This window comes from Burkholderia sp. Tr-20355, assembly GCF_017104685.1.
GTDB classification, from domain to species: domain Bacteria; phylum Pseudomonadota; class Gammaproteobacteria; order Burkholderiales; family Burkholderiaceae; genus Burkholderia; species Burkholderia seminalis.
Genome location: NZ_JAAGPK010000034.1, coordinates 37,267 through 63,983 on the forward strand (window position 1 = coordinate 37,267; position 26,717 = coordinate 63,983).

A 26,717-nucleotide genomic window follows, 5' to 3' on the forward strand; every position below is an offset into this window, starting at 1 on the left:
GAGCGATCGATGCGCATCCTGCTGATTGCTCCGTCGACGCCGGAGGCCGCGCGGCTCGACAAGGCGTTTCGCGAGAGCATGCACGGCGTCGAGCGGGTCGACGGATGGCGCGACGGCTGCTTCGCGGCGACGCAGGACCGCTTCGACGCCATCGTGATCGTTGCACCCGATGCGGCGGCCGATCCGGCGATCCTCACGGGATTGCCGCACCTTGCCGTGTCGGCCGGCGGCGCGACGATCGCCGCGATCGTCACCGGCGCCACGCCCGTGCAGCGCGCGCGGATGCTGCAGGCCGGGTGCGACGTGTGTCTTGCCCATCCGTGTTCGTTCGTCGAGCTGCACGAACGGTTGCGCGCGCTGTGGCGCCGGACCGGCGCGATCGGGACGCGCGAGCCGGTCCGGCTCGACGCGGCGACGCGAGCGCTCGAGGAGCACGGCAGGCGGCTCGCGCTCAGTGCGCGGGAATTCCGTCTCGTCGAATGCCTGCTGCGCGAATCGGGCCGGCCGGTCGGGCGCGATGCCGTGCTGCGTTACGCATGGGGCGACGCCGATATCGAACCCGAAACGGTCAATGCGCTGGTCGTGCGGTTACGGCGCAAGCTGGCCGCCCACGCATTCACCGCGCGGATCGAGACCGTCGCGCGATTCGGGTTCAGGTTCGACGCGGGCGGATGACGGCGCGGTAGCGCGTTGCGTGCGACGAGCGCAGGCGTGCCGCGCGTCGCGCGACACGTCCGTGTGCGTGCAGTCAGTGCGAATACAGTTCGCGGTTGAGTTGCGCGAGCTGCCCGTCGCGTTCGGCGTGGACGAGTTCGCGATAGACCTGCGCGCGCGTGAGCGGCGCGGCTGGCGAGGCCGCCCATGCCGGTCGCGACGGCAGCGGTGCGGGTGCGGCCGACGCGAACGTGTGCGGTGCTGTTGCCGCGGCGGGCGGCATCGCGCTGGCCCGGCCGGGCAACGTGACGCAGAGGGCGCAGAGGAGGGAGGTGAACATCAGGGTCTTCATGGCGTGGTCCTTTTCAAGTGACAGTAGCCGGTGACGTGATGGCGATGCCGGCAGGCACCACGTTATCGGGCGCGCCCGTGCGGGCGCCGGGCGCGCCGATGAAGAAACGTTCATGAATGCGTGCCGTGCCAGCCGCCGCCGAGCGCGCGCACGAGCCCGACGGATGCCTGCAGGCGTCGCGCATCGGCATCGAGCGACGCGATCTGCGTATCGAGTTCGGTCGTCTGCGCCGTGACCACGTCGAGATAGCTGACCGCGCCGTCGCGATAGCGCGACATCGCGAGTGCGAGCGACTGCCGCGCCGCGACGAGCGCCGCGTCGTCCTGGTCGGATTCGTCGCCGAGGCGGTGCAGCAGCGCGAGATCGTCCTCGACTTCCCGGAATGCCTGCAGCACGACGGCGCGATAGCGCGCGCCCTGCTCGGCGAATTGCGCACGTGATTTGCGTACGCCCGCGGCGCGCAGGCCGCCGTCGAACAGCGTCGCCGCGAGACGCGGCCCGATCGACCAGATCTCGTTCGGCGCGGCGAGCCACGGCGAAAACGTATCGCTCTGGAAGCCGGCAGCGAGGCCGAGCGACAGGTCGGGGAAATAGGCGGCGCGGGCGACGCCGATTCGCGCGTTCGCCGCCGCGACGCGACGTTCGGCGGCGGCGATGTCCGGCCGGCGTTCGAGCAGCGTCGACGCGAGGCCGGTCGGAATCGCCGGCACGCCGGGCAGCGCCGCGACGGGCGGCAGCGTGAACGTCGACGCGGATGCGCCGACGAGCGCGGCGATCGCGTGTTCGTCGAGTGCGCGGCGGGCGGCGATGTCGGAGGCGCGTGCCCGGGCGAGCGCGAGTTGTGTCCGTGCGCGCGACACGTCGAGCCCCGACGCGAGGCCGCCGCGATGACGGCTGACCGTGAGTTGCCACGCGCGGCGATACGTGTCGATCGTTTGCGTGAGCGTGGCCGCTTCGCGGTCGAGGCCCGCGAGGTCGAAGTAGGTGGCGGCCACGCTGGCCTGCAGGCTGAGCCGGACCGACGCGAGATCGTCGTCGGCCGCCTGCGCGTCGTCGCGGCCGGCCGCGACCGTGTTGCGGACCTTGCCCCACAGATCGACGTCGTAGCCGATGCCGGCTTCGAGCGTGTTCGACTCGTAGACGTCGGGCTGGCCGCTGCCGCGCAGCGGCCGGCGCGCCGACTGCCGGTCGCGGTCGGGTTCGGCTTCGATACCCACGCTCGGCAGCAACGCCGCATGCGCTTCGTCGAACAGTGCGGTCGCCTCGTCGTGCCGCGCGACGGCGGCCGCGAGGTCGGGATTCGCGCGTGCGACGAGCGGTTCGAGCCGGTCGAGCGTCGCGTCGCCGTACACGCGCCACCAGCCGTCGCGCGGCAGGCGGTCGGCCGGCGCGGCATCGACCCACGGGCCCGTTTCGCGAAACGCGGCCGGCACCGGAACGGCCGGCACGCGGTAGGCCGGTGCGAGCGAACAGCCGGCGAGCAGCGCGATGCTGCCCAGCCACGCGGCAAGCAGTCGGTCAGCCATGTGCGTGCTCCGTCGTGGCGGTGCCGGCGATGCGTACGGGGTCGCCGTCCGCGAGCGAATCGGGCGGATTGTCGATCACGCGATCGCCGGCCGCGAGTCCCGAGGCGATCTCGACGCGCGTGCCGAGATCGGTCGCGATCGACACGTTGCGCAACCTCGCATGCCCGTTCGCGTCGAGCACCGCGACCTGCAACCCGTCGTGACGGAAGATCAGCGTACTGGCCGGAATCGTCAGCGCATGCGCGGCGCCGGGCATCGCAAGCCGCACCTGCGCGTATTCGCCGGGAAAGAGCGTGCCCGCCGGATTGGCGATCGAAAACTGCGCGAGCAGCGTGCCGGACGCCGGGTCGATCGACTGCGCGGAATCCGCGAGCGTGGCGTCGAACGTCTGGCCCGGGCGCTCGGGTACGGTCAGCACGGCCTGCATGCCCGCGCGGATCGCGGCCGCGTCGTCCTGCGGCACGTGGACGTACAGCCGCAGTCGCCGCGCATCCGACACGGTGAAGAGCTCGGCGCCGTTGCCGCTGCCCGCGTCGATCAGCGCGCCGACGTCGGTCTTGCGGGCCGTCACGACGCCGTCGAACGGCGCGGTGAGCCGCTTGAACGATTCGAGCGCTTCGAGCCGCCGTACGTCGGCGGTGCGCGCGGCGACGGCCGCGCGTTTCGCATCGAGGTCGCTGCGTTTCTCGTCGGCCTCCTGCTGCGACACCGAATCCTGCGCAAGCATCTCGGCCCAGCGGGCGGCCGTGATCGCGGCGAGCCGCTCGTTCGCGCTCGCGCTTTGCAGGTCCGCGCGGGCCTGCTGCAACTGCTGGTCGAGATCGGGCGTGTCGATCGACGCAAGCAGCTGGCCCGCCTTCACGTGCGCGCCGATGTCCGCGTACCACGCATGCAGGTAGCCCGGCACGCGTGCGTAGATCGGGGCGTCGACATAGGCGTCGAGCCGGCCCGGCAGCACGAGTGCGTCGGCCGCGGCCGGCTGCGGCGCGACCGTGGCGACGGTCGGGATCGCTTGCTGCGCGGTCCACGCGGCGACCGCATGGGCATCGTGCACGCGGGCGAGGACGCCGGCGGCCGCGACCGCGAGCGCGGCGACGGCGCCTGCGATCGCGAGCGGCTTCAGGTAGCGCGGCGTGCCGGGGGGACGGACTTCGAATTCAGTGGACATGCTGTTCTCCCGGAGTGACGGAAAGGGATTCGGGGCGCGGCGCGCGATCGCGCCGGTGGACGAGGCTGAACACGACCGGCACGAACACCAGCGTCGCGACGGTCGCGCACAGCAGGCCGCCGATGACCGCGCGGCCGAGCGGGGCGTTCTGTTCGCCGCCGTCGCCGAGACCGAGCGCCATCGGCGCCATGCCGATGATCATCGCGAGCGCGGTCATCATCACGGGCCGAAAGCGCGTGAAGCCGGCCTCGAGCGCGGCGACGGCCGCGTCGGCGGTGTGCGCGAGCCGTTCGCGCGCGAAGGTGACGACGAGGATGCTGTTCGCGGTCGCGACCCCCATGCACAGGATCGCGCCCGTCAGCGCCGGCACCGACAGCGGCGTGCGCGTGACGAACAGCATCCAGACGATGCCGGCGAGCGCCGCGGGCAGCCCGCTCACGATCACGAACGCGTCGCGCCACGAATGGAAGTTCACGACGATCAGCAGGTAGATCAGCAGCACCGCGCCGGCGAGGCCGGCGAGCAGTCCGCCGAATGCGCCGTTCATCGTCTGCACCTGGCCGCGCACGGTCACGCGCGAGCCCTTCGGCAGGCCGGCGGCATTCGCGCGCAGCACGCGTTCGATGTCGGCGCTGACCGCGCCGAGATCGCGATCCTGCGTCGTCGCGAAGATGTCGTACAGCGGCGCGATGTCGTAGTGCGAGACGACCGCGTCGGTCTGACCGCGCACGATCGTCGCGAGGCCGCCGAGCAGTTGCGGGGCGCCCGTGCGGCCCGTGACGGGCAACGCGCGCAGGTCCGACAGCGACGTCATCCGGTACTGCGGCGTCTGCGCGACGATCGGATAGGACACGCCGTTGTGCGGATCGAGCCAGTAGGTCGGCGACACCTGGCTCGTGCCGGACAGGCTGGCGACCACCGCATTGGTGACGTCCTGCTCGGTGACGCCGAGCTGCGCGGCGCGCGCGCGGTCGACCGACACCGTGAACTGCGGATAGGTCGACGCCTGCTGCACGCGCGCATCGGCGACGCCCGGCACCGTGCGGATGCGGCGCAGCAGCTCGGTCGCGTACGCGCGGTTGGCTGCCCGGTCGGGGCCGGTCACCTGCACGTCGATCGGCGCCGGGGCGCCGAAGTTGAGGATCTGGCTCACGATGTCGGCGGGCAGGAACGAGAACGTCACGCCCGGAAACGCGCGCGGCAGCGCGGTGCGCAGTTGCTTCACGTAGCCGGCCGTCGGCGCGTGGTCGCCGGTGAGCGACACGAGGATGTCGCCGTCCTGCGGGCCGATCGTGCCGCTGTTGCTGTACGTGAGGTTGATCCCGCTGTTCGGCAGGCCCATGTTGTCGACGATGCTCGCGAGCGCGCGCGGCGGCACGACGCCGCGCACCGTGCGTTCGACGCGGTCGAACAGCGCGGCCGTTTCCTCGATGCGCGTGCCGATCGGTGCGCGCACGTGGATCGCGATCTCGCCCGAGTCGACCGACGGGAAGAAATTGCGGCCGAGCCCCGGCACCAGCACGAACGACACGGCGACCGCGGCGAGGAACAGTGCGACGAAGCGGCCGCGGTGGGCGAGGGCCAGCCCGAGCACGACGCGGTAGCCGGCGCGCAGCGCGGCGAAGCGGCGTTCGAAGCCCTGCTGGAACGCGACGAGCGGATTGCGTGCGCGCGGCGGCGCGAACGGCGCGCCGTGCGGCGCGAGCACGGCGGCCGGATGGGCGGCATGCGGTTTCAGCAGGTAACGGGCCATCATCGGCACGAACGTGCGGGACAGCACGAACGACGCGATCATCGCGAAGATCACGGCCTCGGCCATCGGCACGAACAGGAAGCGCGCGACGCCGTCGAGCAGCAGCATCGGCACGAACACGATGCAGATGCACAGCAGCGACACGAAGGCCGGCGCGACGATCTGCGACGCGCCGTCGAGGATCGCGCTGCGCACGTCCTTGCCCTGTTCCAGGTGCCAGTTGACGTTCTCGATCGTGACGGTCGCGTCGTCGACCAGAATACCGACGGCGAGCGCGAGCCCGCCGAGCGTCATCACGTTGAGCGTCTCGCCCGCGGCCGCCAGCGCGGCGATCGCCGCCAGCACCGCGAGCGGGATGGATGCGGCGATGATCAGCGTCGAGCGCCAGCTGCCGAGAAACAGCAGGATCATCGCGGAAGTGAGCGCCGCGGCGATCAGGCCTTCGCGCGCGACGCCGCTCACGGCGCCCTTGACGAACACCGACTGGTCGCCCATCACGACGAGCCGCAGCGACGGCGGCAGCGTCGCCTCGATGCGCGGCAACTGCGCCTTGACGCCCGCGATGATGTCGAGCGTCGACGCCGAGCCGCTTTTCAGCACGCTCATCAGCACCGCGCGGCGGCCGTCGACGCGCACGATGTTGCCCTGCGGCGGAAAGCCGTCGCGGACATGCGCGACGTCGCGCATGAAGATCACCGCGCCGTTAACCGTCCGGATCGGCAGCGCGTTGAGCTGGTCGATGGTCAGCGGGCTGTCGTTGAGGCGGATGTTGTATTCGAAGCCGCCGATCTTCTGCGTGCCGGCCGGGATGATCTGGTTCTGCTGCGCGAGCGCGGTCGCGACATCCTGCGCGGACAGCCCCTTGGCCTGCAGCGCCTGCGGGTCGAGGTCGATCTGCACCTGGCGCACCTTGCCGCCGTACGGCGACGGAATCGCGACACCCGCGACGGACAGCAACTGCGGCCGGATCACGTTGGTCGCGTAGTCGCCGAGCTGCTGTTCGTTCAGCGTGTCGCTCGTCAGCGCGAGCCGCAGCACCGGTACCGTCGACGCGTTGTAGTTGAGGATCTGCGGCGGCGTGGTGCCGGGCGGCATCTGCTTGAGCACGGTTTGCGAGATCGACGTGACCTGCGCGGTCGCGGTGCGGATGTCGACGCTCGGCTGGAAGAAGATCTTGACGATCCCGAAGCTGCGGAACGATTGCGACTCGATGTGCGCGACGTCGTTGACCGTCGTGCCGAGCGTGCGCTCGTAATACGTGACGATGCGCCCGGACATGTCGGCCGGCTGCAGGCCCGCGTAGTTCCATACGACGCTGATGACCGGGATCCGGATGTCGGGAAAGATGTCGGTTGGCGTGCGCAGCGCGGCGAGCGGCCCCGCGATCAGGATCAGCAGCGCGAGGACGATGAACGTGTAGGGGCGCGCGAGCGCGAGTCGGACGAGTTTCAGCATCGGCGAGGTCTCCGCCGGCGCGGGGCGCCGGCCTGTCAGCAAAGTGCCGAAGCGTGGCGGGCGCCCGATCCGGCTCGCGCAGTGTGCGAGGCGGTGCTTAACGCCGGGCGCGAGGCAGGATGAAAGATGTTTTAGGAAAGGGCACGGCGGGGGCGGGCGGGCGCCGATTGTTACAAGACGTTAGCGCGGGCTTTCCGTTGCGATGTGACGCATCAGTTCTTACAAACTTGAAATATGCGGAGGCGGGGCTTGCCGTTATAGTCCAGTCACACATGACACAACCAGAAGAGGAATCCATGAAGACCTTGCGTGTTGCCTCGCTCTTGACCGGTATGACGGCCTTGCTCGTGTCGGGCGCAGCAATGGCGGGAGTCAATGTCGGGATCAACGTCGGCGTGCCGGCGCCGGTCTACGTCGCGCCCGCGCCCGTGTATGCGCCGCCGCCCCCGCCGCCGGTCGTCTACCAGCCTGCGCCGGTGTATGCGCCGGCGCCCGTGTACGCGCCGGGACCGGCGATCGTGATCGGCTGGCACGGCGACCGCTACTGGGACGGCCGCCGTTACTGGGGCCGCGACGACTGGTATCGCCACCATGGCGGGCGTCCCGGCTGGGACCGCGGTCACGGTCACTGGGACAACGGCCGCCACAACGGCTGGCGCTGATATGGCGCGGTGCGCGCGCGTGACGCGTGCGCGCCGTCTGCCCGTCAACAAGACCGGAAACCGCCCGCGTGGCGGTTTTCTTTTGGCCCGGCCGATTGAATGGGTAGAATCGTCCCACGTTACTACCCTCATTCGACCGACAGGGCCTCTATGACGAAGGGTTCGCCCCGGGCCGCCGCCGTGCGGGCCGGTTCCGGCGCGCTGCGTGCCGTACGGGCTGCCGGCCGCGCGGCCGCGGCGTTTGCGCTATGCGCCGCGCTGGCCACGCCGGCCGCGCACGCGGCCTATGCGATCGCGCAGTACGGCGAGCCGAAGTATCCGCCGGGTTTCAAGCATTTCGACTACGTCAACCCCGATGCGCCGAAGGGCGGCACGCTCGTGCTTGCGAACCCGAACCGGCTGACGTCGTTCGACAAGTTCAATCCGTTCACGATGCGCGGCAATCCGGCGCCGGGCATCGACATGCTGTTCGAGAGCCTCGCGACCGGCAGCTCGGACGAACCGGCATCCGCCTACGGGCTGCTGGCCGACGACATCGACGTCGCGCCCGATCGTCGTTCGGTCACGTTCCACCTGAATCCGCGCGCGCGTTTCTCGAACGGCGATCGCGTCACGGCCGACGACGTCAAGTTTTCGTTCGATACGCTGAAGAGCAAGCAGGCCGCGCCGCAGTTCGGCGCGTATTTCGCGGAAATCGCGAAGGCCGTGGTGGTCGATCCGGCCACCGTGCGCTTCGAGTTCCGCAGCGCGAACCGCGAGCTGCCGCTGATCGCCGGCGGCGTGCCGGTGTTCTCGCGCAAGTGGGGCGTGCGCGCGGACGGCTCGCGCATCCCGTTCGACCAGCTCGCGTTCGAGCAGCCGATCGGCAGCGGCCCGTATCTGATCGAGCGCTACGACAACGGCCGCACGATCACCTATCGGCGCAACCCCGCGTACTGGGGCGCCGACCTGCCGGTGCGGATCGGCACCAACAACTTCGAGCGGATCGTCTACAAGCTGTACGGCGACGGCGTCGCGCGGCTCGAGGCGTTCAAGGCCGGCGAATACGACGTGCTCGTCGAGTACATCGCGCGGAACTGGACGCGGCGCGATGTCGGCAAGCGTTTCGACAGCGGCGAGCTCGTCAAGCGCGAATTCCGCCAGCACAACGGCGCCGGCATGCAGGGTTTCTTCATGAACCTGCGCCGTCCGCTGTTTCGCGACGCGCGCGTGCGCCAGGCGCTCGACCTCGCGTTCGACTTCGAATGGCTGAACCGCCAGCTGTTCTACAGCGCGTACACGCGCCTCGACAGCTATTTCGCCGACACCGACCTGCAGGCGACCGGCATGCCGGGCGAGGGCGAGCTGAAGCTGCTCGAGCCGCTGCGCGCGCAGCTCGATCCGGCCGTGTTCGGCCCGATGGTCACGCAGCCGGACACGAATCCGCCGGGTTCGCTGCGCGCGAACCTGCTGAAGGCGCGCGCATTGCTCGCGCAGGCCGGCTGGACCTATCGCGACGGCGCGCTGCGCAACGCGAAGGGCGAGCCGTTCGCGTTCGAGATCCTCGACGATGCGGGGGGCGCGATGGAAGGCGTCGTGACCGCGTACCAGCGCAACCTCGCGAAGCTCGGCATCGCCGTACGTTTTCGCACGGCCGATTTCGCGCTGCTGCAGAAGCGTCTCGACGCGTTCGACTACGACATGACGACGATCCGCCTGCCGGGCGTGCAGGTGCCGGGCGCCGAGCAATATTCGCGTTACGCGAGCAAGTTCGCCGACGAGCCGGGCTCCGACAACCTCATCGGGCTGAAGTCGCCGGCCGTCGACGCATTGCTGCACGCGCTCGGCACCGCGCAGACGCGCGAGGATCTGCTCGACGCGACGCACGCGCTCGACCGCGTGCTGATGCACGGCTACTACGCGGTACCTCAGTGGTACAGCACGACGCACCGGATCGCCTACAAGCGCTCGCTCGCCTATCCGCAGACGCTGCCGCTGTACTATTCGGCCGAAGGCTGGGTCGTGTCGACATGGTGGGCGAAGCCCGATCACTGACCCGCACCCGCCTTTCGTCCAATCGCCCAACCGATCACGAGTCGACGCCCTATGTGGAGCTACATCCTCAAACGCCTGCTGCTGATGATCCCGACGCTCGTCGGCGTGCTGACGCTGACGTTCGCGGTGATCCAGTTCGTGCCGGGCGGCCCCGTCGAGCAGGCCGTGCAGGAATTGCGCAAGGGCGCGACGGAGCAGGGCGCGGTGCCGTTCGGCATGCGCGCGCACACCGGCGTCGACGCGCAGCAGCTCGCGCAGCTCAAGGCGCTGTACGGGTTCGACAAGCCGCCGCTCGAACGCTACTGGCTGATGCTCAAGCGCTTCGCGCGCTTCGATCTCGGCGACAGTTACTTTCGCCACCAGAGCGTGTGGTCGCTGGTCGTGCAGAAGCTGCCCGTGTCGATCAGCATCGGGCTGTGGACCTTCTTCCTCACGTACCTGATCTCGGTGCCGCTCGGCATCGCGAAGGCCGTGCGCAACGGTTCGCCGTTCGACGTCGCGACCAGCCTCGTCGTGCTCGTCGGTTATGCGATCCCGGGTTTCGTGCTCGGCGTGCTGCTGCTCGTGCTGTTCGGCGGCGGCTCGTTCTGGCAGCTCTTTCCGCTGCGCGGCCTCACGTCGGACAATTTCGCGCAGCTGTCGCTCGTCGGCAAGGTGCTCGACTACCTGTGGCACATCGCGCTGCCGATCACGGCGTCGGTCGTCGGCAGCTTCGCGGTCGTCACGATGCTCACGAAGAACGCGTTCCTCGACCAGATCCGCCGGCAATACGTGCTGACCGCGCGCGCGAAGGGGCTCTCCGAGCGCAGCGTGCTGTGGAAGCACGTGTTCCGCAACGCGATGCTGCCGCTGATCGTCGGCTTCCCGGCTGCGTTCATCGGCGCGTTCTTCACCGGCAGCCTGCTGATCGAGACGCTGTTCTCGCTCGACGGCCTCGGGCTGCTGTCGTACGAGTCGGTCGTGCGGCGCGACTATCCGGTCGTGCTCGGCACGCTGTACCTGTTCACGCTGATCGGGCTCGCGACCAAGCTGCTCTCCGATCTCTGCTACGTGTGGGTCGATCCGCGCATTCAATTCGACAACCTGGAACGCTGACATGAAACGATCCATTCGCATGCCCGGCGTGATCGGGCGAGGGGCGCGATGAACCGGGCCGTCGCGTCATCCCGCATCGACGCCGCGCGCGCGCGCGTGTCGCCGTCGCCCGCGCGCCGCGTGTGGCAGCGCTTCAGGCAGCAGCGTCTCGGCTACTGGAGCTTCGTGATCTTCGTCGTCGCGTTCGTCGCGAGCCTCGCGGCGCCGCTGTGGTCGAACGACAAGCCGCTCGTCGTGCGCTACGACGGCCAGACCTATTTCCCGATGTTCCATGCGTATCCGGAAACGACCTTCGGCGGCGATTTCCCGACGCCGGCCGACTACCTCGATCCGTACGTGCGCAAGCGGCTCGAGGCGCCCGGCAACTTCGTCGTCTATCCGCCGAACCGCTATTACTACGACACGCTGAACTACTTCTCGAACGTGCCGAACCCGGCGCCGCCGTCGCGCGAGAACTGGCTCGGCACCGACGCGCAGGGGCGCGACCTGCTCGCGCGGCTCGTCTACGGGTTTCGCATCTCGGTCGAGTTCGGGCTGATCCTGACCGTGATCGGCACGCTGCTCGGGATCGCCGCGGGCGCCGTGCAGGGCTTCTTCGGCGGGCGCATCGACATCGTCGGGCAGCGGCTGATCGAGATCTGGAGCTCGCTGCCCGAGCTGTACCTGCTGATCATCTTCGCGTCGATCTTCGAGCCGAGCTTCCTGCTGCTGATCGTGCTGCTGTCGCTGTTCGGCTGGATCGGGCTCGCCGACTACGTGCGCGCGGAGTTCCTGCGCAACCGCACGCAGGACTACGTGCGCGCGGCCCGCGCGATGGGGCTCACGAACTGGCAGATCATCTGGCGCCACGTGCTGCCGAACAGCCTCACGCCGGTGATCACGTTCCTGCCGTTCCGGATGAGCGGCTCGATCCTCGCGCTCACGAGCCTCGATTTCCTCGGGCTGGGCGTGCCGCCGCCGACGCCGAGCCTCGGCGAATTGCTCGCGCAGGGCAAGGGCAACCTCGACGCGTGGTGGATCTCGCTGTCGACGTTCGGCGTGCTGGTCGCGACGCTGCTGCTGCTGACCTTCATGGGCGATGCGCTGCGCAATGCGCTCGACACGCGGATCGCCGATTCGGTGCGCGCGGCGGGAGGGCAGCGATGAGCAAGCCGACCGTATCGACGCAGCACGAGCTGCTGCTGTCGCTCGAGCATCTGCGCGTGCGCTTCGGCGACACGGTCGCGGTGGACGACGTGACGCTGGCGATCGGCCGCGGCGAGCGCGTCGCGCTCGTCGGCGAGTCGGGTTCCGGCAAGAGCGTGACCGCGCTGTCGATCCTGCGGTTGCTGCGCGACGCGGAGGTCAGCGGCGCGATCCGCTTCGCGGGGCAGGACCTTTCGACCAGGAGCGAGCGCGAGATGCGCGGGCTGCGCGGCTCGGACATCGCGATGATCTTCCAGGAGCCGATGACGGCGCTCAACCCGCTGTATACGATCGGCGTGCAGATCGGCGAGACGATCGTGCTGCACGACGGCGTCTCGGCCGTCGAGGCGCGCAAGCGCGCGATCGCGCTGCTCGCGCGCACGGGCATCGCGGAGCCGGACCGGCGCGTCGACAGCTATCCGCACCAGTTGTCGGGCGGCCAGCGGCAGCGCGCGATGATCGCGATGGCGCTCGCGTGCCGGCCGCGGCTGCTGCTCGCCGACGAGCCGACCACCGCGCTCGACGTGACGATCCGCGCGCAGATCGTCGACCTGTTGCTGGAGCTGCAGCGCGAGGAAGCGGAAAAGCGCGGGATGGCGATCCTGCTGATCACGCACGACCTGAATCTGGTGCGGCATTTCGCCGAGCGCGTCGCGGTGATGGAGCATGGCCGGCTCGTCGAGAGCGGGCCGGTCGAGCGGATCTTCGCGCAACCCGAGCATCCATATACGCAGCGGCTGCTGAACAGCCGGCCGCAGCGCACGGTCATGCCGGTGATGCCGATCGCGCCCGTCGTGCTCGACGCGCGGCACGTGAGCGTGCAGTTCGCGCGCAAGCGGCCGGGTTTCGCGGGCTGGTTCGGCACGGTGCCGGTGACGGCCGTCGCCGACGTGTCGGTGTCGGTGCGGCAGGGCGAGACGCTCGGCATCGTCGGGGAATCCGGGTCGGGGAAGTCGACGCTCGCGATGGCGCTGCTCGGGCTGCAGAAGACGGCCGGCGGCGAGATCGAATTCCAGGGGCGCGCGCTGTCGAGCTATCGCGGCCGCGAGCAGACCGCGCTGCGCTCGAACATGCAGGTGGTCTTTCAGGATCCGTTCAGTTCGCTTTCGCCGCGTCACACGATCGAGCGGATCGTCGGCGAGGGGCTCGAACTGCATCGCCCGGACATGACGCCCGACGCGCGCCGCGCGAAGTCGCTCGCGGTGCTGCGCGAGGTGGGCCTCGACCGCACGGTGCTGCAGCGTTATCCGCACGAATTCTCGGGCGGCCAGCGCCAGCGGATCGCGATCGCGCGGGCGCTGGTGTTGGAGCCGCGGATCCTGATCCTCGACGAGCCGACGTCGGCGCTCGACGTGTCGATCCAGCAGCAGGTGCTGAAGCTGCTCGCGAATTTGCAACAGAAATACAACCTCGGCTACGTGTTCATCAGCCACGACCTGGAGGTGATCGGCGCGATGGCGCACCGCGTCGCGGTGATGCAGGGCGGCGCCGTCGTCGAGTCGGGGGACGTGTCCGACATCTTCGCGAGACCGTCACATCCTTACACACAAAAGCTGTTGAAAGCGGTCTGGAAAGCGTGATAGGCGTCCAATGGTCTGATCATCTCGATTGTATTTATTAATTTGTTTTGACAAACGATTACGCGCTGGCTAGTATCGACCGAAATTTTCCGCCAATCAGCTGATTTTTAAGCACATTCCATCGACCAATGCAGCATCGATCCCTGACCCAGGCATGCGCGCGCACCATCGCCGGGCTATTCATCGGCGCCCTGTTCGCAGCAGCTCCCGGCGCGTTCGCCGACGAAGTCAGCAGTTTTAACCAGAATGTCACCAATTCGACTCAGATCGGGTCGGGTTCCTCCCTCCAGCAGGCCAGCACGCAGCCGTCGAGCGGCGGCGCGAAGTCGTTCCTCGCCGGCATGGCCGGCAAGGCGGGCGACGTGGTCGTCGGCGCGCTGAACATGATCGGCGTGCGTTATCGCTGGGGCGGCAACTCGCCGGATTCGGGCCTCGACTGCAGCGGCTTCGTCCGCTACGTGTTCCAGGACACGCTCGGCATGTCGCTGCCGCGTCGCGCGGAAGAGATGAGCCGCGTCGGCGAGAAGGTGAGCATGAGCAACCTGAAGCCGGGCGATCTGGTGTTCTTCAACACGATGCGCCGTACGTTCTCGCACGTCGGCATCTACATCGGCGACAACAAGTTCGTGCACTCCCCGTCGACGGGCAGCACCGTTCGCGTCGACGATCTCGACAGCGGCTACTGGGAAAAGCGGTTCACCGGCGCGCGCCGCATCGAATCGGAATTCCCGGCGATGAGGCCGGAAGACCTGCGGCGCGTGCGCGCGACGATCGGCGACGATTCGGCGAACGGCAACAACTGACGTTCGCCGGTCGGTCGGACCGGAAAAACCCTGTCACCGAAAGGCGGCAGGGTTTTTTGTTTTTGGGGCCGGCGTTGGTGGCGAGGCGGGTCGCGGGGCGGCGGCCCGGGCCGCCCGTTGCGGCGACAGCCGGGCTTACGCGGCAGCCACGCCGCGCGCGGCCGCGAGCTTGCGTTGCAGTTCCGGCATGATCCGCGCGACCGCTTCCTCGCCCGCGAGGATCGCCGCGTTGCGCTGGTTGAAGTCGCTGCCGCCCATCGCCGCGAGGTTCGGGCGGATCACGACGTCCGCGTACTTGTCGAGCTCGTAGGTCTTGATCGTCTGGCCCATGATCGTGAAGGTCTGCAGCAGCATCTCGATCGGGTTGTTGGTTGCCGCGCCGTCCGGCCGCGCCGAGATGTCGACCGCGATCACGAAGCTCGCGCCCATCTTGCGCGCGTACGACGCGGGCACCGGGCTCACGAGGCCGCCGTCGACATATTCGCGATTGCCGATCTTCACCGGTTCGAACACCGACGGCACGCTGCACGACGCGCGCACCGCGAGGCCCGTGTTGCCCTGCTGAAACAGGATCGGCTGGCCGCTCTGCAGATCCGTCGCGACGACGCCGAGCGGCTTCGCCATCTTCTCGATCGGCCGGTTGTTGAGCGTCTTGTTCAGGAAGTTCTGCAGCGCGACGCCTTGCAGCAGGCCGCGCGAGCGGAACGGCAGCGCCCAGTCGCTGATGGCCGCCTGGTCCATGTCGAGCGCGATCTTGTTGATCTGCAGCGCGCTCATGCCGGACGCATACAGCGCGCCGACCACCGATCCCGCGCTCGTGCCGGCGACGATCTCGACCGGGATGCCGCGCGCTTCGAGCGCCTTCAGCACACCGATGTGCGAGAAGCCGCGCGCGGCACCGCCGCCGAGCGCGATGCCGATCTTCACGGGCTTTTCCTGCGACTGGGCCGGGTTGGGGCGGGACTTGTCGCCGAATGACGTGCAGGCGGCGAGGCTGGCGGACGCGCAGGCGATCGTGAAGTGGCGGCGCGACAGGCGAGGGGACGACATCGAATGGTTCTCCGGCGGCTTGGCGGCGGGTTACACGGCCCGCGGCGGCGATAGGTTCCGAGCGGCCGCGCGGCAGGTTCCGGGCGGCCGGCGCCGCGCCGGCTGGCGGCCGCGGCGCGCACATCATAAAGCAAGCGGCGCGCTTGGCGCGATGTCCGGCGCGAGTATAATTCCGGCTTCTTTCCCGTTCCGGGCGTCGCCGGCTCCGTTGCTGTCCGGGCTGCCGCCGCCGTCCCGCGTCGAATCATTCATGCGCCCCAGGCGTTCGAGTTACCGTTTATGACCCGTCCTGTCCGTACCCGCTTCGCGCCGAGTCCCACCGGCTTCATTCACCTCGGCAACATCCGCTCCGCACTGTATCCGTGGGCATTCGCCCGCAAGATGAAGGGCACGTTCGTGCTGCGCATCGAGGATACCGACGTCGAGCGTTCGTCGCAGGAAGCGGTCGACGCGATCCTCGAGGGGATGCAATGGCTCGGCCTGGATTTCGACGAAGGCCCGATCTACCAGATGCAGCGGATGGACCGCTATCGCGAGGTGCTCGCGCAGATGCTCGAGAAGGGCCTCGCCTACCCGTGCTACATGTCGGCCGAGGAACTCGACGCGCTGCGTGAGCGCCAGCGCGAAGCCGGCCTGAAGCCGCGTTATGACGGCACGTGGCGTCCGGAGCCCGGCAAGGTGCTGCCGGAGCCGCCGGCCGGCGTGAAGCCCGTGCTGCGCTTCCGCAATCCGCTGACGGGCACGGTCGTGTGGGACGACGCGGTGAAGGGGCGTGTCGAGATCTCGAACGAGGAACTCGACGACCTCGTGATCGCGCGCCCGGACGGCACGCCGATCTACAACTTCTGCGTGGTGGTGGACGACATGGACATGGGCATCACGCACGTGATCCGTGGCGACGACCACGTGAACAACACGCCGCGCCAGATCAACATCCTGAATGCGCTCGGCGGCGAGCCGCCCGTCTACGCGCACCTGCCGACCGTGCTGAACGAGCAGGGCGAGAAGATGAGCAAGCGGCACGGCGCGATGAGCGTGATGGCGTACCGCGACGCGGGCTTCCTGCCGGAGGCGGTCGTCAACTATCTCGCACGCCTCGGCTGGTCGCACGGCGACGCCGAGATCTTCTCGCGCGAGCAGTTCGTCGAATGGTTCGATCTCGAGCATCTCGGCAAGTCGCCCGCGCAGTACGACCACAGCAAGCTGAGCTGGCTGAACGCGCATTACATCAAGGAAGCCGACAACGCGCGCCTTGCCGAACTCGCGAAGCCGTTCCTCGACGCGCTCGGCATCGACGACGCGGCGATCGCGACGGGTCCGGCGCTCGACGCGGTGGTCGGCCTGATGAAGGATCGCGCGACGACGGTCAAGGAGATCGCCGAAGGCGCGACGATGTTCTACCGGGTGCCGGCACCGGAAGCCGACGCACTTGCTCAGCACGTGACCGATGCGGTGCGCCCGGCGCTGGCCGATCTCGCCGCCGCGCTGAAGGCGGCCGACTGGACGAAGGAAGCGGTGTCGGCCGCGCTGAAGGCGACGCTTGCCACGCACAAGCTGAAGATGCCGCAGCTCGCGATGCCGGTGCGTCTGCTGGTGGCGGGCACGACGCATACGCCGTCGATCGATGCGGTGCTCGTGCTGTTCGGTCGCGACGTCGTGGTGTCGCGCATCGAGGCCGCGCTCGCCTGAGGTCGTGCGTCGACGAAGCTGTCCGCGTGCGGGTGCGCGGCAGCTTCGCAAAATATTTCGCGCGAATCGCAAAAAGGGTATTTACAAGTTCAAAGTAGGTCCATATAATCTCATTTCTGTTCTGCAAGGGGGTATAGCTCAGCTGGGAGAGCGCTTGCATGGCATGCAAGAGGTCAGCGGTTCGATCCCGCTTACCTCCACCAACAGAACAAGCTGAGTTGATTTGCGAAGCAGTGGTGGTAATAAATGCTTCACAAAATGATTCAAAGCAGTTAGAATTTCGGCCTTCGCTGTTGACCAGAAGTGAATAGCGAAAGTCAGACGGATCTGAAAAGATCATGTCCCCTTCGTCTAGAGGCCTAGGACATCACCCTTTCACGGTGAGTACAGGGGTTCGAATCCCCTAGGGGACGCCAGATTCAGCGGCGTTTCGTCGTAGAAGTGTCGCGAGGCTTGCAGGAACGTAACCGACGTCCTGCGGGTTGGGTAAGAAAGCTGGAGCGGTAGTTCAGTCGGTTAGAATACCGGCCTGTCACGCCGGGGGTCGCGGGTTCGAGTCCCGTCCGCTCCGCCAGAACGAAGCCCGTTCAAGACGTTTTTGAGCGGGCTTTTGTATTAAGGATGTAAGCAGTACGTTGTCCCCTTCGTCTAGAGGCCTAGGACATCACCCTTTCACGGTGAGTACAGGGGTTCGAATCCCCTAGGGGACGCCAGATTCAGCGGCGTTTCATCGAAGTGTCGCAACGCGTGCAGGAACGTGACGAGATCCTGCAGGCGGTGGTGCAGAAAGCTGGAGCGGTAGTTCAGTTGGTTAGAATACCGGCCTGTCACGCCGGGGGTCGCGGGTTCGAGCCCCGTCCGCTCCGCCAGAACGAAGCCCGTTCAAAGAACGTTTTTGAACGGGCTTTCTCGTTAAGGATGTAAGCAGTACGTTGTCCCCTTCGTCTAGAGGCCTAGGACATCACCCTTTCACGGTGAGTACAGGGGTTCGAATCCCCTAGGGGACGCCAGATTTCGGCGTCGTTCGAACAAACGATGCGCCGGCAGGAAGTAACCGACGCCTGCCAGGCAAGCAGCAAGACTGGAGCGGTAGTTCAGTCGGTTAGAATACCGGCCTGTCACGCCGGGGGTCGCGGGTTCGAGTCCCGTCCGCTCCGCCAAAAAATGAAGAAGCCCGCCTCGTGCGGGCTTTTTCATTTGCATCGTCGTCGCGCCCGCTGGCGGGCGCGTGACCGCGGAGCGGAGGAAGCCGCCTGCGCGGCTTCCGGCGGGACTCGAAGGGATGCGCGTGCACGCGCATCCGCGGCCTGCAGGATGTAGGCGAGTCCCGTCCGCTCCGCCAAAAAATGAAGAAGCCCGCCTCGTGCGGGCTTTTTCATTTGCATCGTCGTCGCGCATATCGCCGGTCGCGCACCCGCCCACCGCTACGAGAAATTCGCGATTGCATCCGCGCGCGACTGCGCTATCGTGGCGGGATGCGTTCTTGACCCCTGCGTGATGCTCGACCCGACCGACCTGCGACTCCTGTATCAGCTCCGGCCCGCGGAACCCGGCGATTTCCCGTTCGCCGAAGCGCTGACGCACGGCAACATGGGCGGCTATTACAAGCGCCATGGACTCGTGTGGCGCAGCGACCTGTTCTACGCGAGCTGGCGTGAATCCGAGAACTTCATCCTCGAGGCCGACGGCGAGCGCATCGGCGTGCTGCGCGTGACCGAGGAAGGCGATTCGCTGCACATCCGCGACGTGCAGATCGCGGCCGGCCATCGCGGGCAGGGGGCCGGCACCTACATGCTCGACATGTCGCATCGCTGGGCGCGTGCGCGCGGGCTGCACGAACTGCAGCTGCGCGTGTTCGTCGACAATCCCGCCGCGCGCCTTTACCTGCGCATGGGCTACCGGGTCGCCGGGCCGCGGCTCTCGCAGCTGGGCTCGATCCGCCACATGGTGCGGCCGGTCTGAAGGTCCGGCGATGCGGCGCGCGGTCAGCGAGCCGCGTCGATCGCGTTGTCGTCGGGTGTTTCGTCTTCCGCGAGGCTGCCTTCCGCGCCGCGATGCTCGTAGCCGCGCAGCATGAACGCGCGCGGGCTTTGACCGAAGGCACGGCGGAACATCGCCGAGAACGCGCTCTGGCTCTGGTAGCCGAGTTCGCGCGCGATATGCGACAGCGGGCGCCCCTGGTTCAGCAGCGGGATCGCCCGCGCCAGCAGCGCCTGCTGGCGCCACTGCGAAAAGCTCACGCCCAGCTCCTGCTTGAAGAGCCGCGAAATCGTGCGTGTGCTCGCGCCGACCTCGCTCGCCCAGTGTTCGAGCGACTCCGCATGCGCCGGGTGCGCGAGCACCGATTCGCACAGCATGCGCAGACGCTTCTCGTCGGGCATCGGCACCGCGAGCGGCAGCGGTTCGGCGTGGCTCAGCTCGTCGAGCACGAGCCCGCACAGCAGCCGCTCGCGCGCGGCGCTCAGGTCGCGTGCGTCGAGCGCGACGATCAGCTCGCGCAGCAGCCCCGTCACCTCGACGACGCGGCACGCGTCGAGCCCGTCCGGCACGATCGACTCGTCGATATACAGCGTCCGCAGATAGGCCTCCTCGACGATCACGACCTCGTGCGTCACGTGCGGCGGCACCCAGATCGCGCGGGACGGCGGCACCATCCACGTCGTGCCGGTCGTCGCGACGCGCAGCACGCCGCGCGACGCATACGCGAGCTGCGCCCACGCGTGCGTATGCAGCGGGATGCGGCGGCCGGCGTCGACCTGCCGCGCGCGCACGCGCATCGGATGGACGGCGGTCGGCGCGAATTCGGGCGGAATGTCGATGACGTCGTACGGGTTCGATGCGTCGGCTTGGACGGGCGGATTCATGGGCGGTTCGGGCAGCGCGGCGGCGATGCCGTTATTTTAGAAGGCGCAGCGCGTGCGCATGCGGCGGTTTCCCGGGCGATCATGCCGTGTTCAAATGAACGTTGTGTGGGCGCCGGCGCTTCCCGGGCAGCGGGCCGCCGCTGCGAGCGCCGGCGGCTTCGAACCATCCGGCCGGTATCGCGGTCTATCGTGGCAGGCGCATTTTCATGTGAAGCGCGCGAACACGGCAATCACGAATCGAAGAGGAGAACCACGATGCGTTACGTATTCGTCTACGGCACCTTGCGTGCCGGACAAGCCAACGACATCGGCCATGCGGCCGCACGGCACGGAATCGCGGCGCCGACGCTGCTGGGCGCGGCCGCGCTGCCGGGCGAGCTGTACGATTTCGGCACGTATCCGGGGATGATCGCCGGGCCGGTGTCCGGCAAGTCGCTGGTCTGGGGCGATGTCTACGAGGTCGACGAGCGACTCGTCCCCGTGCTCGACGAGATCGAGCGCGTCTATCCGGGCGTCGACTCGCTGTTCAAGCCGGAAGAAGTGACCGTCGCGCTGGGCGGCCGGCAGTATGCATGCCTGTATTATCCGATCGTCGCGCATGCGGTCGCCGGGCGTCCGCGTATCGAATCGGGTGACTGGGTTCAGCACCGACGCGAGCAGGAAACCGCGTGAGCGTTCCGGCGGCAGTCGGATTCGCGTCAAATGAAAAAGCGCCCCGCGGGGCGCTTTTTTGCGGTCATCGCATGGGACGGGCGGCGACGCGCGGCCGGTCGCCGGTCGCTGCGTGTCGCGACGTCAGATTTCCTCGTACAGCGGCAGCGTCAGGAATTCGGTGAAGCCTTCCGACGTCGACATCTGTTCGAAGATGGCCGCGGCGCGCTCGTACGGCTGCGTGTTGCCGCCGACCGAGCGCTTGACGTTGTCGAGCTCGATCTTCGCGAATGCGCGCACGAGCTCGGCCGTGACCTTGCGGCCGTCGTCGAGCACGCCCTTCGGCGAGCGGATCCACTGCCACACCTGCGAGCGGGAGATCTCGGCCGTGGCCGCGTCTTCCATCAGGTTGTGGATCGGCACGCAGCCGTTGCCGTCGAGCCATGCACCGAGGTAGTGGATGCCGACGTTGATGTTGTTGCGCAAGCCGGCCTCGGTGATCGGCGCTTCCGGCTGGAAGTCGAGCAGGTTGCCGCCTTCGACCTGCACGTCGTCGCGCTGCTTCGCGATCTGGTTCGGCCGGTCGCCGAGCACCTTGACGAACTCTTCCATCGCGATCGGCACGAGGCCGGGATGCGCCACCCAGCCGCCGTCGTAGCCGTCGGTCGCGTCGCGCTGCTTGTCCGAGCGCACGCCGCCCATCGCCTTGTCGTTCGCTTCCGGATCGTTCTTGATCGGGATCAGCGCGCTCATCCCGCCGATTGCCGGCGCGTTGCGCTTGTGGCAGGTCTTCAGCAGCAGCAGCGCGTACGCGCGCATGAACGGCACCGTCATCGTGATCTTCGAACGGTCCGCGAGGCAGAAGTCACGGTCGTTCTTGAATTTCTTGATCGCCGAGAAGATGTAGTCCCAGCGGCCGGCGTTCAGCCCCGAGCTGTGTTCGCGCAGTTCGTACAGGATCTCGTCCATCTCGAACGCGGCAAGGATCGTCTCGATCAGCACCGTCGCGCGGATCGTGCCGCGCGGCACGCCGACCGCTTCCTGCGCGGCGACGAAGATGTCGTTCCACAGGCGCGCCTCGAGATGGCTTTCCATCTTCGGCAGGTAGAAGTACGGGCCCGAGCCGCGCGCGATCAGTTCCTTCGCGTTGTGGAACAGGAACAGCGCGAAATCGAAGATGCCGCCGGACACGCGCTGGCCGTCGACCGTCACGTGCTTCTCGTCGAGGTGCCAGCCGCGCGGACGCACGATCAGCGTCGCGACCTTGTCGTTCAGCCGGTACGACTTGCCGTTCTGCTCGAGCGAGATCGTGCGGCGCACCGCGTCCTTCAGGTTGATCTGGCCGTCGATCTGGTTGGTCCAGCTCGGCGCATTCGAGTCCTCGAAGTCCGTCATGTACGAATCGGCGCCCGAGTTCAGCGCGTTGATGATCATCTTGCGCTCGACAGGCCCCGTGATCTCGACACGGCGGCATTGCAGGTCGGCCGGCAGCGGCGCGACCTTCCAGTCGCCTTCGCGGATCGACTTCGTTTCGGCCAGGAAGTCGGGGCGCTCGCCCGCGTCGAGGCGTTTGGTGCGCTCGATGCGCGCCTGCAGCAGCGTCTGGCGACGCGGTTCGAACGCACGGTGCAGCGCGGCGACGAGTTCCAGTGCCGCGGGCGTCAGGATCGCTTCGTAACCCGGCTTGATTTCGCCGGTGATCGTCATGCCTTGCGGCAGCGTGATCGGGGTGCTCATGAGTCTCATCTCCTTGGTCGGTCAGTTGCGGTTTCGGTGAAGGGGGAAGGCGGCAGCGCCGCGAACGTCATGCGCCCGGGCCGGGGCGCGTGCGGTTTGCGGGCCTGCCGGACGGAGCCGGGGCGGCGAGGAAGGCGAGCAGATCGGCCATGCCGGTGCCCGTGCCGTCGGGCGGCGCGCCGAGTTCCTCGGCGGGCGCGCCCGTACGGTTGAGCCAGAACGTCGTGTAGCCGAACCAGACGGCACCGGCGACGTCCCACGCGTTCGACGACACGAACACGATGCCGCGCGGGTTCGTCCCGAACGCGGCGGTGCCGAGCGCGTAGGCGGCCGGACTCGGCTTGTACGCACGCGCGGTGTCGGCCGACAGCACGCGATCGAACAGTCCGGACATGCCGGCGCTCTTGATCGCGATGTCGAGCATCTGCGGGGTGCCGTTCGACAGGATCCCGAGCGGCGGGCGCGGTTCGAGCGCGCGCAGCTTGCGCAGCGCGGGCACGGTGTCGGGATAGGTGGACAGGCACGCGTATTCGTCCATCAGCCGCTTCTCGGCCGCGCTGTTCAGCGCCAGGCCGAGCCGGCGCGCGGCGAAGCGCAGCGCGTCGAGCGTGATGTCCCGGAACGGGCGATAGCGCGCACCGCCCGGATCGGCGAGCGTGCGCAGTTGCGAGTATTCGATTTGCTTGCGTCGCCACAGCTGCGACAACCGTTCCCCGTGTCCGGGAAACATCTGCTCCGCCGCGGCCAGGACCGCGCGCACGTCGAACAACGTGCCGAATGCGTCGAAGAGGATGGCGTCGGGAGAGGAGAGTGTCGTTGTGGCCGACATAGCCTTGCGCTCCAGTTTCAGAGGTCGGATCGATTCTATTCGTGATCGTATGGTCTAAAAAAGACGCTATTCATCACTTGATCTTTTACTTTCATATACCTAATCTTGAGCGGCTCAAGCTATTTGACGGACGGCGGTGCCGTCCTTGCGACTCATGGACCGGTTCAAGCAGATCGAAACGTTCGCCGCGGTCGCGGCGAAGGGCAGCCTGTCGGCGGCCGCGCACGCGGAAGGGGTCGCGCCGGCGATCATCGGCCGCCGCCTCGACGCGCTCGAGGAGCGGCTCGGCGTGAAGCTGCTGGTGCGCACCACGCGCAAGCTCACGCTGACGTTCGAAGGCTCGGCGTTTCTCGAGGATTGCCAGCGGATCATCAACGACATGCAGAACGCGGAGGCGAGCGTGTCGGCCGGCGGCGTCAAGGCGAGCGGCCACCTGCGGATTTCCGCGCCGGCCGGCTTCGGCCGGCGGCACGTCGCGCCGCTCGTGCCCGAATTCAGCGTCGGGCATCCGGACGTATCGGTCACGCTCGACTTGTCCGACCGGATGGTCGACCTCGTCAACGAGGGGTTCGATTGCGCGGTGCGGCTCGGCGAGCTGCCCGATTCGTCGCTCGTGTCGCTGAAGCTCGGCGAGAACCGCCGCGTCTGCGTCGCGTCTCCCGCCTATCTGGCGCGGCGCGGCACGCCGGTCACGCTCGCGGAGCTGGCACGGCACAACTGCCTCGCGCTCGCGGCGAACGCGAACCAGCAGCGCGGCTGGACGTTCCAGGAGGGCAACAAGGTCGTGTCGATCCGCGTGAACGGCACGATGGAATGCTCGGACGGCGCGGTGCTGCACGAGTGGTGCCTCGAAGGTTACGGCCTGGCATGGCGTTCGTGGTGGGAGGTCGGCGACGACATCGCGGCCGGCCGGCTCGTCAGCGTGCTCGACGCGTTTGCCGCGCCGCCGATCGGCATCCACGCGGTGTTTCCGCAGCGCCGTCATCTGCCGCTGCGCGTGCGCCTGTTTCTCGATTACCTGAAGCACACCTACGAGCAGCCCGGTTATTGGGGCGAGCAGGCGGCGCGCGCCCGCGCGTTTCCGATATGAGGGCGAACCCGCTGCCGGTGCCGGTCGAGCGATTTCGCGCACTACAATCGTAGGAGGCATCTCCGATGCGTCGCGGCCGGTCCCGCTGGGCTCGCGGCGCGCGGCGTGCGATTGACGAAGGAGGGCGCGATGTTCCGGCACATCCTCGTTCCAACCGACGGTTCCGAACTGTCGCAGAAGGCGATCGACGGCGCGATCGACCTGGCGCGCGCGGTCGGCGCGCGCGTGACGGCCTACGCGTGCCTGCCGCAGTACCCGTACTCGCCGTTTTCCGAAGTGATCATCGAACCGCCCGCCGATTTCCGCGCGCGCAGCGAGCGCGAGGCACGCGCGCATCTCGGCGAGGTCGAAGCGGCCGCGCGGGCGGCCGGTGTCGTCTGCGACACGTGGACGAGCGTGCATCCGTCGCCCTATCTCGGCATCATCGAGGCGGCCGAACGCGGCGGTTGCGACGTGATCTTCATGGCGTCCCACGGACGCCGCGGGCTCGGCAGCCTGCTGATCGGCAGCGAGACGCAGCGCGTGCTGACCCATACGAAAATTCCGGTGATCGTTTATCGGTAGGGCGGTGCCGCCCTCGGCCGGGCGGGCAGCGTCGCAAAAAAGGGCGCGCCGGACGAAGCCGGCGCGCATCGTTGCAGGCGGCCCGCAGGCCGCGCGGCCGGTCGCGCGATTCGCATCGCGCGCCTGCCGTCTCCTCCCTGATTGTTGTCCGGTGGCCGGCGCCGCGCCGTGACGAGGCGCGCCCCGGCGCGGCGCTTGCGCGTGTTACGCGACCTTCTTGCCGTCGAAGAACTGTTCGTCCTCGGTCGAGCCGTGCAGCGCGGTCGTCGACGCTTCGCGCTCGACCGTCTGCGTCACCGCGTCGAAGTAGCCGGTGCCGACTTCGCGTTGATGCTTGACGGCCGTGAAGCCCTTGTCGGCGGCCGCGAACTCGGCCTGCTGCAATTCGACGAACGCGCTCATCTGCGTGCGGGCATAGCCGTGCGCGAGGTTGAACATCGAGTAGTTCAGCGCGTGGAAGCCGGCCAGCGTGATGAACTGGAACTTGTAGCCCATCGCACCGAGTTCCTTCTGGAACTTCGCGATCGTCGCGTCGTCGAGGTTCTTCTTCCAGTTGAACGACGGCGAGCAGTTGTACGACAGCAGCTTGCCCGGGAACTGCTTGTGGATCGCTTCCGCGAACTTCTTCGCGTACTCGAGATCCGGCTTGCCGGTTTCGCACCAGATCAGGTCGGCGTACGGCGCGTACGCGAGGCCGCGCGAGATCGCCTGCCCGAGGCCCGGCTTGGTGCGGAAGAAGCCCTCCACCGTGCGCTCGCCGGTCAGGAACGGCTTGTCGTTGTCGTCGACGTCGGACGTGATCAGGTCGGCCGCTTCCGCGTCGGTACGCGCGACCAGCACGGTCGGCGTGCCCATCACGTCGGCCGCGAGACGCGCAGCCGACAGCTTCGCGACGGCTTCGCGCGTCGGCACCAGCACCTTGCCGCCCATGTGGCCGCACTTCTTCACCGACGCGAGCTGGTCCTCGAAGTGGACGCCCGATGCGCCGGCCTCGATCATCGCCTTCATCAGCTCGAACGCGTTCAGCACGCCGCCGAAACCGGCTTCCGCGTCGGCGACGATCGGTGCGAAGAAGTCGACATAACCTTCGTCGCCCGGGTTCTTGCCTTCCGACCACTGGATCTGGTCGGCGCGCGTCAGCGTGTTGTTGATGCGCTTCACGACGAGCGGCACCGAGTTCGCCGGGTACAGCGACTGGTCCGGGTACATTTCTCCCGCGACGTTCGCATCGCCGGCCACTTGCCAGCCGGACAGGTAGATGGCCTTCAGGCCGGCCTTCACCTGCTGCATCGCCTGGTTGCCGGTCAGCGCGCCGAGCGCGTTGACGAACGGTTCGTTGTTGATGAGGCCCCACAGCTTTTCCGCGCCGCGCTTGGCCAGCGTGTGCTCGATCGGGACCGAGCCGCGCAGGCGGACGACGTCCTCCGCCGAGTAGCCGCGCTTGATGCCCTTCCAGCGCGGATCGGTTTCCCATTGCTTCTGCAGTTCCTGTGCCTGTTGCTGACGCGACATGATGAGCTCCTTGATGCGGTGTATTGCCGAATGCGCCGAATCTGACGGTCGTGATGCAGTTCGCGAAGCGGGGCGCGTGCCATTCCGTTTCGTGAAGTCTTGTATAAGAGTCTAGGCAAATCGGCAGGCGCGAAACAGGGGCTTTGCACGGGATCGGGTAAATTTTTAACCGTTTTAAATCAACGATTTATATTTATCATTTCGAGATAAGAAATGCTCTTTCCCATCCCGCAATCGTACCGGTTGTGCCGTGCAACATGATTTTTTACGACGCAAAAAAATTTTTCGCATCGTGAAATGTCGAGCGAGGCGAAAAAAAACCGGCGCAGGTGCGCCGGTCGGCTGGACGGGTGGGGCCCATCCGTGGGGCGGCGGCGAGGCGCCGCCCGTGCGTGCTTACGACGCGGAGTTGCTGCGGCGCGGGCCGCCGCTGCGCTGGCCGTCGCGACGCGGGCCGCCGTCAC

Annotated in this window: 21 protein-coding genes and 7 tRNA genes; 19 read left to right on the top strand and 9 right to left on the bottom strand. The window is 67.8% G+C overall.

Annotated elements, in window-relative coordinates; translation table 11 throughout:
* Positions 1–9 precede the first annotated feature (9 nt).
* A complete protein-coding gene (locus G3N62_RS11820; RefSeq protein WP_059561975.1) occupies positions 10–675 on the top strand; it encodes a winged helix-turn-helix domain-containing protein in 666 nt (221 codons plus the stop codon).
* Between the two features lie 73 nt (positions 676–748).
* On the opposite strand, the gene G3N62_RS11825 is transcribed toward G3N62_RS11820, so the two are convergent.
* From G3N62_RS11825 to G3N62_RS11840, 4 genes are all read right to left on the bottom strand, one after another.
* Positions 749–1,006, bottom strand: coding sequence for a DUF4148 domain-containing protein (locus G3N62_RS11825; protein ID WP_034188890.1), 258 nt, complete (start codon positions 1,004–1,006; stop codon positions 749–751).
* A 110-nt stretch (positions 1,007–1,116) separates the two neighbouring features.
* Entirely contained in the window at positions 1,117–2,532 is a 1,416-nt protein-coding gene (locus G3N62_RS11830) for an efflux transporter outer membrane subunit (protein ID WP_124670786.1), read from the bottom strand.
* Positions 2,525–3,700, bottom strand: coding sequence for an efflux RND transporter periplasmic adaptor subunit (locus G3N62_RS11835; RefSeq protein WP_124670785.1), 1,176 nt, complete (start codon positions 3,698–3,700; stop codon positions 2,525–2,527). Before G3N62_RS11835 ends, G3N62_RS11830 begins: the two co-directional genes overlap by 8 nt.
* A complete protein-coding gene (locus G3N62_RS11840) occupies positions 3,690–6,908 on the bottom strand; it encodes an efflux RND transporter permease subunit (protein WP_124670784.1) in 3,219 nt (1,072 codons plus the stop codon). Before G3N62_RS11840 ends, G3N62_RS11835 begins: the two co-directional genes overlap by 11 nt.
* 296 nt (positions 6,909–7,204) lie before the next feature.
* Here G3N62_RS11840 and G3N62_RS11845 point away from each other — a divergent pair, with 296 nt between their 5' ends.
* From G3N62_RS11845 to G3N62_RS11870, 6 genes are all read left to right on the top strand, one after another.
* Positions 7,205–7,570, top strand: coding sequence for a hypothetical protein (locus tag G3N62_RS11845; RefSeq protein ID WP_034188887.1), 366 nt, complete (start codon positions 7,205–7,207; stop codon positions 7,568–7,570).
* Between the two features lie 150 nt (positions 7,571–7,720).
* Positions 7,721–9,604 (top strand): extracellular solute-binding protein, encoded by a 1,884-nt coding sequence (locus G3N62_RS11850; protein ID WP_034188886.1) that lies wholly within the window; start codon positions 7,721–7,723, stop codon positions 9,602–9,604.
* Between the two features lie 51 nt (positions 9,605–9,655).
* Positions 9,656–10,699 carry an ABC transporter permease subunit gene (locus G3N62_RS11855; protein ID WP_034188885.1) on the top strand — a complete coding sequence of 348 codons (1,044 nt, stop codon included), beginning with the start codon at positions 9,656–9,658 and terminating at the stop codon, positions 10,697–10,699.
* Positions 10,700–10,747: 48 nt separating this feature from the next.
* The gene (locus G3N62_RS11860) at positions 10,748–11,845 is read left to right on the top strand and encodes an ABC transporter permease (protein ID WP_124670783.1); all 1,098 of its coding nucleotides are present in this window, start codon (positions 10,748–10,750) and stop codon (positions 11,843–11,845) included.
* Entirely contained in the window at positions 11,842–13,464 is a 1,623-nt protein-coding gene (locus G3N62_RS11865) for a dipeptide ABC transporter ATP-binding protein (protein WP_124670782.1), read from the top strand. Before G3N62_RS11860 ends, G3N62_RS11865 begins: the two co-directional genes overlap by 4 nt.
* Before the next feature lie 128 nt (positions 13,465–13,592).
* Complete coding sequence (locus G3N62_RS11870) at positions 13,593–14,267, top strand: C40 family peptidase (protein WP_124670781.1); 675 nt, start codon at positions 13,593–13,595, stop codon at positions 14,265–14,267.
* 135 nt (positions 14,268–14,402) lie between these two features.
* Here the strand turns inward: G3N62_RS11870 and G3N62_RS11875 are convergent, their stop codons facing one another.
* A complete protein-coding gene (locus G3N62_RS11875) occupies positions 14,403–15,317 on the bottom strand; it encodes a patatin-like phospholipase family protein (protein ID WP_034188881.1) in 915 nt (304 codons plus the stop codon).
* A gap of 279 nt (positions 15,318–15,596) precedes the next feature.
* On the opposite strand from G3N62_RS11875, the gene gltX reads away from it, so the two are divergent.
* The 9 genes from gltX (at position 15,597) to G3N62_RS11920 (ending at position 18,968) form a co-directional block, all read left to right on the top strand.
* Positions 15,597–17,006, top strand: coding sequence for a glutamate--tRNA ligase (gltX, locus tag G3N62_RS11880; RefSeq protein WP_034188880.1), 1,410 nt, complete (start codon positions 15,597–15,599; stop codon positions 17,004–17,006).
* A gap of 127 nt (positions 17,007–17,133) precedes the next feature.
* Positions 17,134–17,209: transfer RNA gene (locus G3N62_RS11885), tRNA-Ala, on the top strand.
* A gap of 137 nt (positions 17,210–17,346) precedes the next feature.
* Positions 17,347–17,422, top strand: a tRNA-Glu gene (locus G3N62_RS11890).
* Between the two features lie 81 nt (positions 17,423–17,503).
* Positions 17,504–17,580 (top strand) — tRNA-Asp (locus G3N62_RS11895).
* Positions 17,581–17,643: 63 nt separating this feature from the next.
* Positions 17,644–17,719 (top strand) — tRNA-Glu (locus G3N62_RS11900).
* Positions 17,720–17,798: 79 nt separating this feature from the next.
* Positions 17,799–17,875: transfer RNA gene (locus G3N62_RS11905), tRNA-Asp, on the top strand.
* A gap of 65 nt (positions 17,876–17,940) precedes the next feature.
* Positions 17,941–18,016 (top strand) — tRNA-Glu (locus tag G3N62_RS11910).
* 73 nt (positions 18,017–18,089) lie between these two features.
* Positions 18,090–18,166: transfer RNA gene (locus G3N62_RS11915), tRNA-Asp, on the top strand.
* Positions 18,167–18,503: 337 nt separating this feature from the next.
* Positions 18,504–18,968, top strand: coding sequence for a GNAT family N-acetyltransferase (locus G3N62_RS11920; protein ID WP_034188879.1), 465 nt, complete (start codon positions 18,504–18,506; stop codon positions 18,966–18,968).
* Positions 18,969–18,991: 23 nt separating this feature from the next.
* Here the strand turns inward: G3N62_RS11920 and G3N62_RS11925 are convergent, their stop codons facing one another.
* The gene (locus G3N62_RS11925; RefSeq protein ID WP_034188878.1) at positions 18,992–19,870 is read right to left on the bottom strand and encodes a helix-turn-helix transcriptional regulator; all 879 of its coding nucleotides are present in this window, start codon (positions 19,868–19,870) and stop codon (positions 18,992–18,994) included.
* Positions 19,871–20,125: 255 nt separating this feature from the next.
* Here G3N62_RS11925 and G3N62_RS11930 point away from each other — a divergent pair, with 255 nt between their 5' ends.
* Positions 20,126–20,542 carry a gamma-glutamylcyclotransferase family protein gene (locus G3N62_RS11930; protein WP_049031407.1) on the top strand — a complete coding sequence of 139 codons (417 nt, stop codon included), beginning with the start codon at positions 20,126–20,128 and terminating at the stop codon, positions 20,540–20,542.
* A gap of 123 nt (positions 20,543–20,665) precedes the next feature.
* On the opposite strand, the gene aceB is transcribed toward G3N62_RS11930, so the two are convergent.
* Together aceB and G3N62_RS11940 are read right to left on the bottom strand one after the other, a co-directional pair.
* Positions 20,666–22,258, bottom strand: a complete 1,593-nt coding sequence (gene aceB, locus G3N62_RS11935) for a malate synthase A (RefSeq protein WP_049031408.1) — start codon at positions 22,256–22,258, stop codon at positions 20,666–20,668.
* 67 nt (positions 22,259–22,325) lie between these two features.
* Positions 22,326–23,087, bottom strand: a complete 762-nt coding sequence (locus G3N62_RS11940; protein WP_049031409.1) for a haloacid dehalogenase type II — start codon at positions 23,085–23,087, stop codon at positions 22,326–22,328.
* Positions 23,088–23,241: 154 nt separating this feature from the next.
* Between G3N62_RS11940 and G3N62_RS11945 the strand changes: the two genes are divergently transcribed.
* Positions 23,242–24,177 carry a LysR family transcriptional regulator gene (locus G3N62_RS11945; protein WP_034188875.1) on the top strand — a complete coding sequence of 312 codons (936 nt, stop codon included), beginning with the start codon at positions 23,242–23,244 and terminating at the stop codon, positions 24,175–24,177.
* A 129-nt stretch (positions 24,178–24,306) separates the two neighbouring features.
* On the top strand, positions 24,307–24,741 hold the full coding sequence (locus G3N62_RS11950; protein WP_034188874.1) for a universal stress protein: 435 nt from the start codon (positions 24,307–24,309) through the stop codon (positions 24,739–24,741).
* Between the two features lie 204 nt (positions 24,742–24,945).
* Here the strand turns inward: G3N62_RS11950 and aceA are convergent, their stop codons facing one another.
* Positions 24,946–26,253, bottom strand: coding sequence for an isocitrate lyase (aceA, locus tag G3N62_RS11955; protein ID WP_049031411.1), 1,308 nt, complete (start codon positions 26,251–26,253; stop codon positions 24,946–24,948).
* Positions 26,254–26,717: the final 464 nt, after the last annotated feature.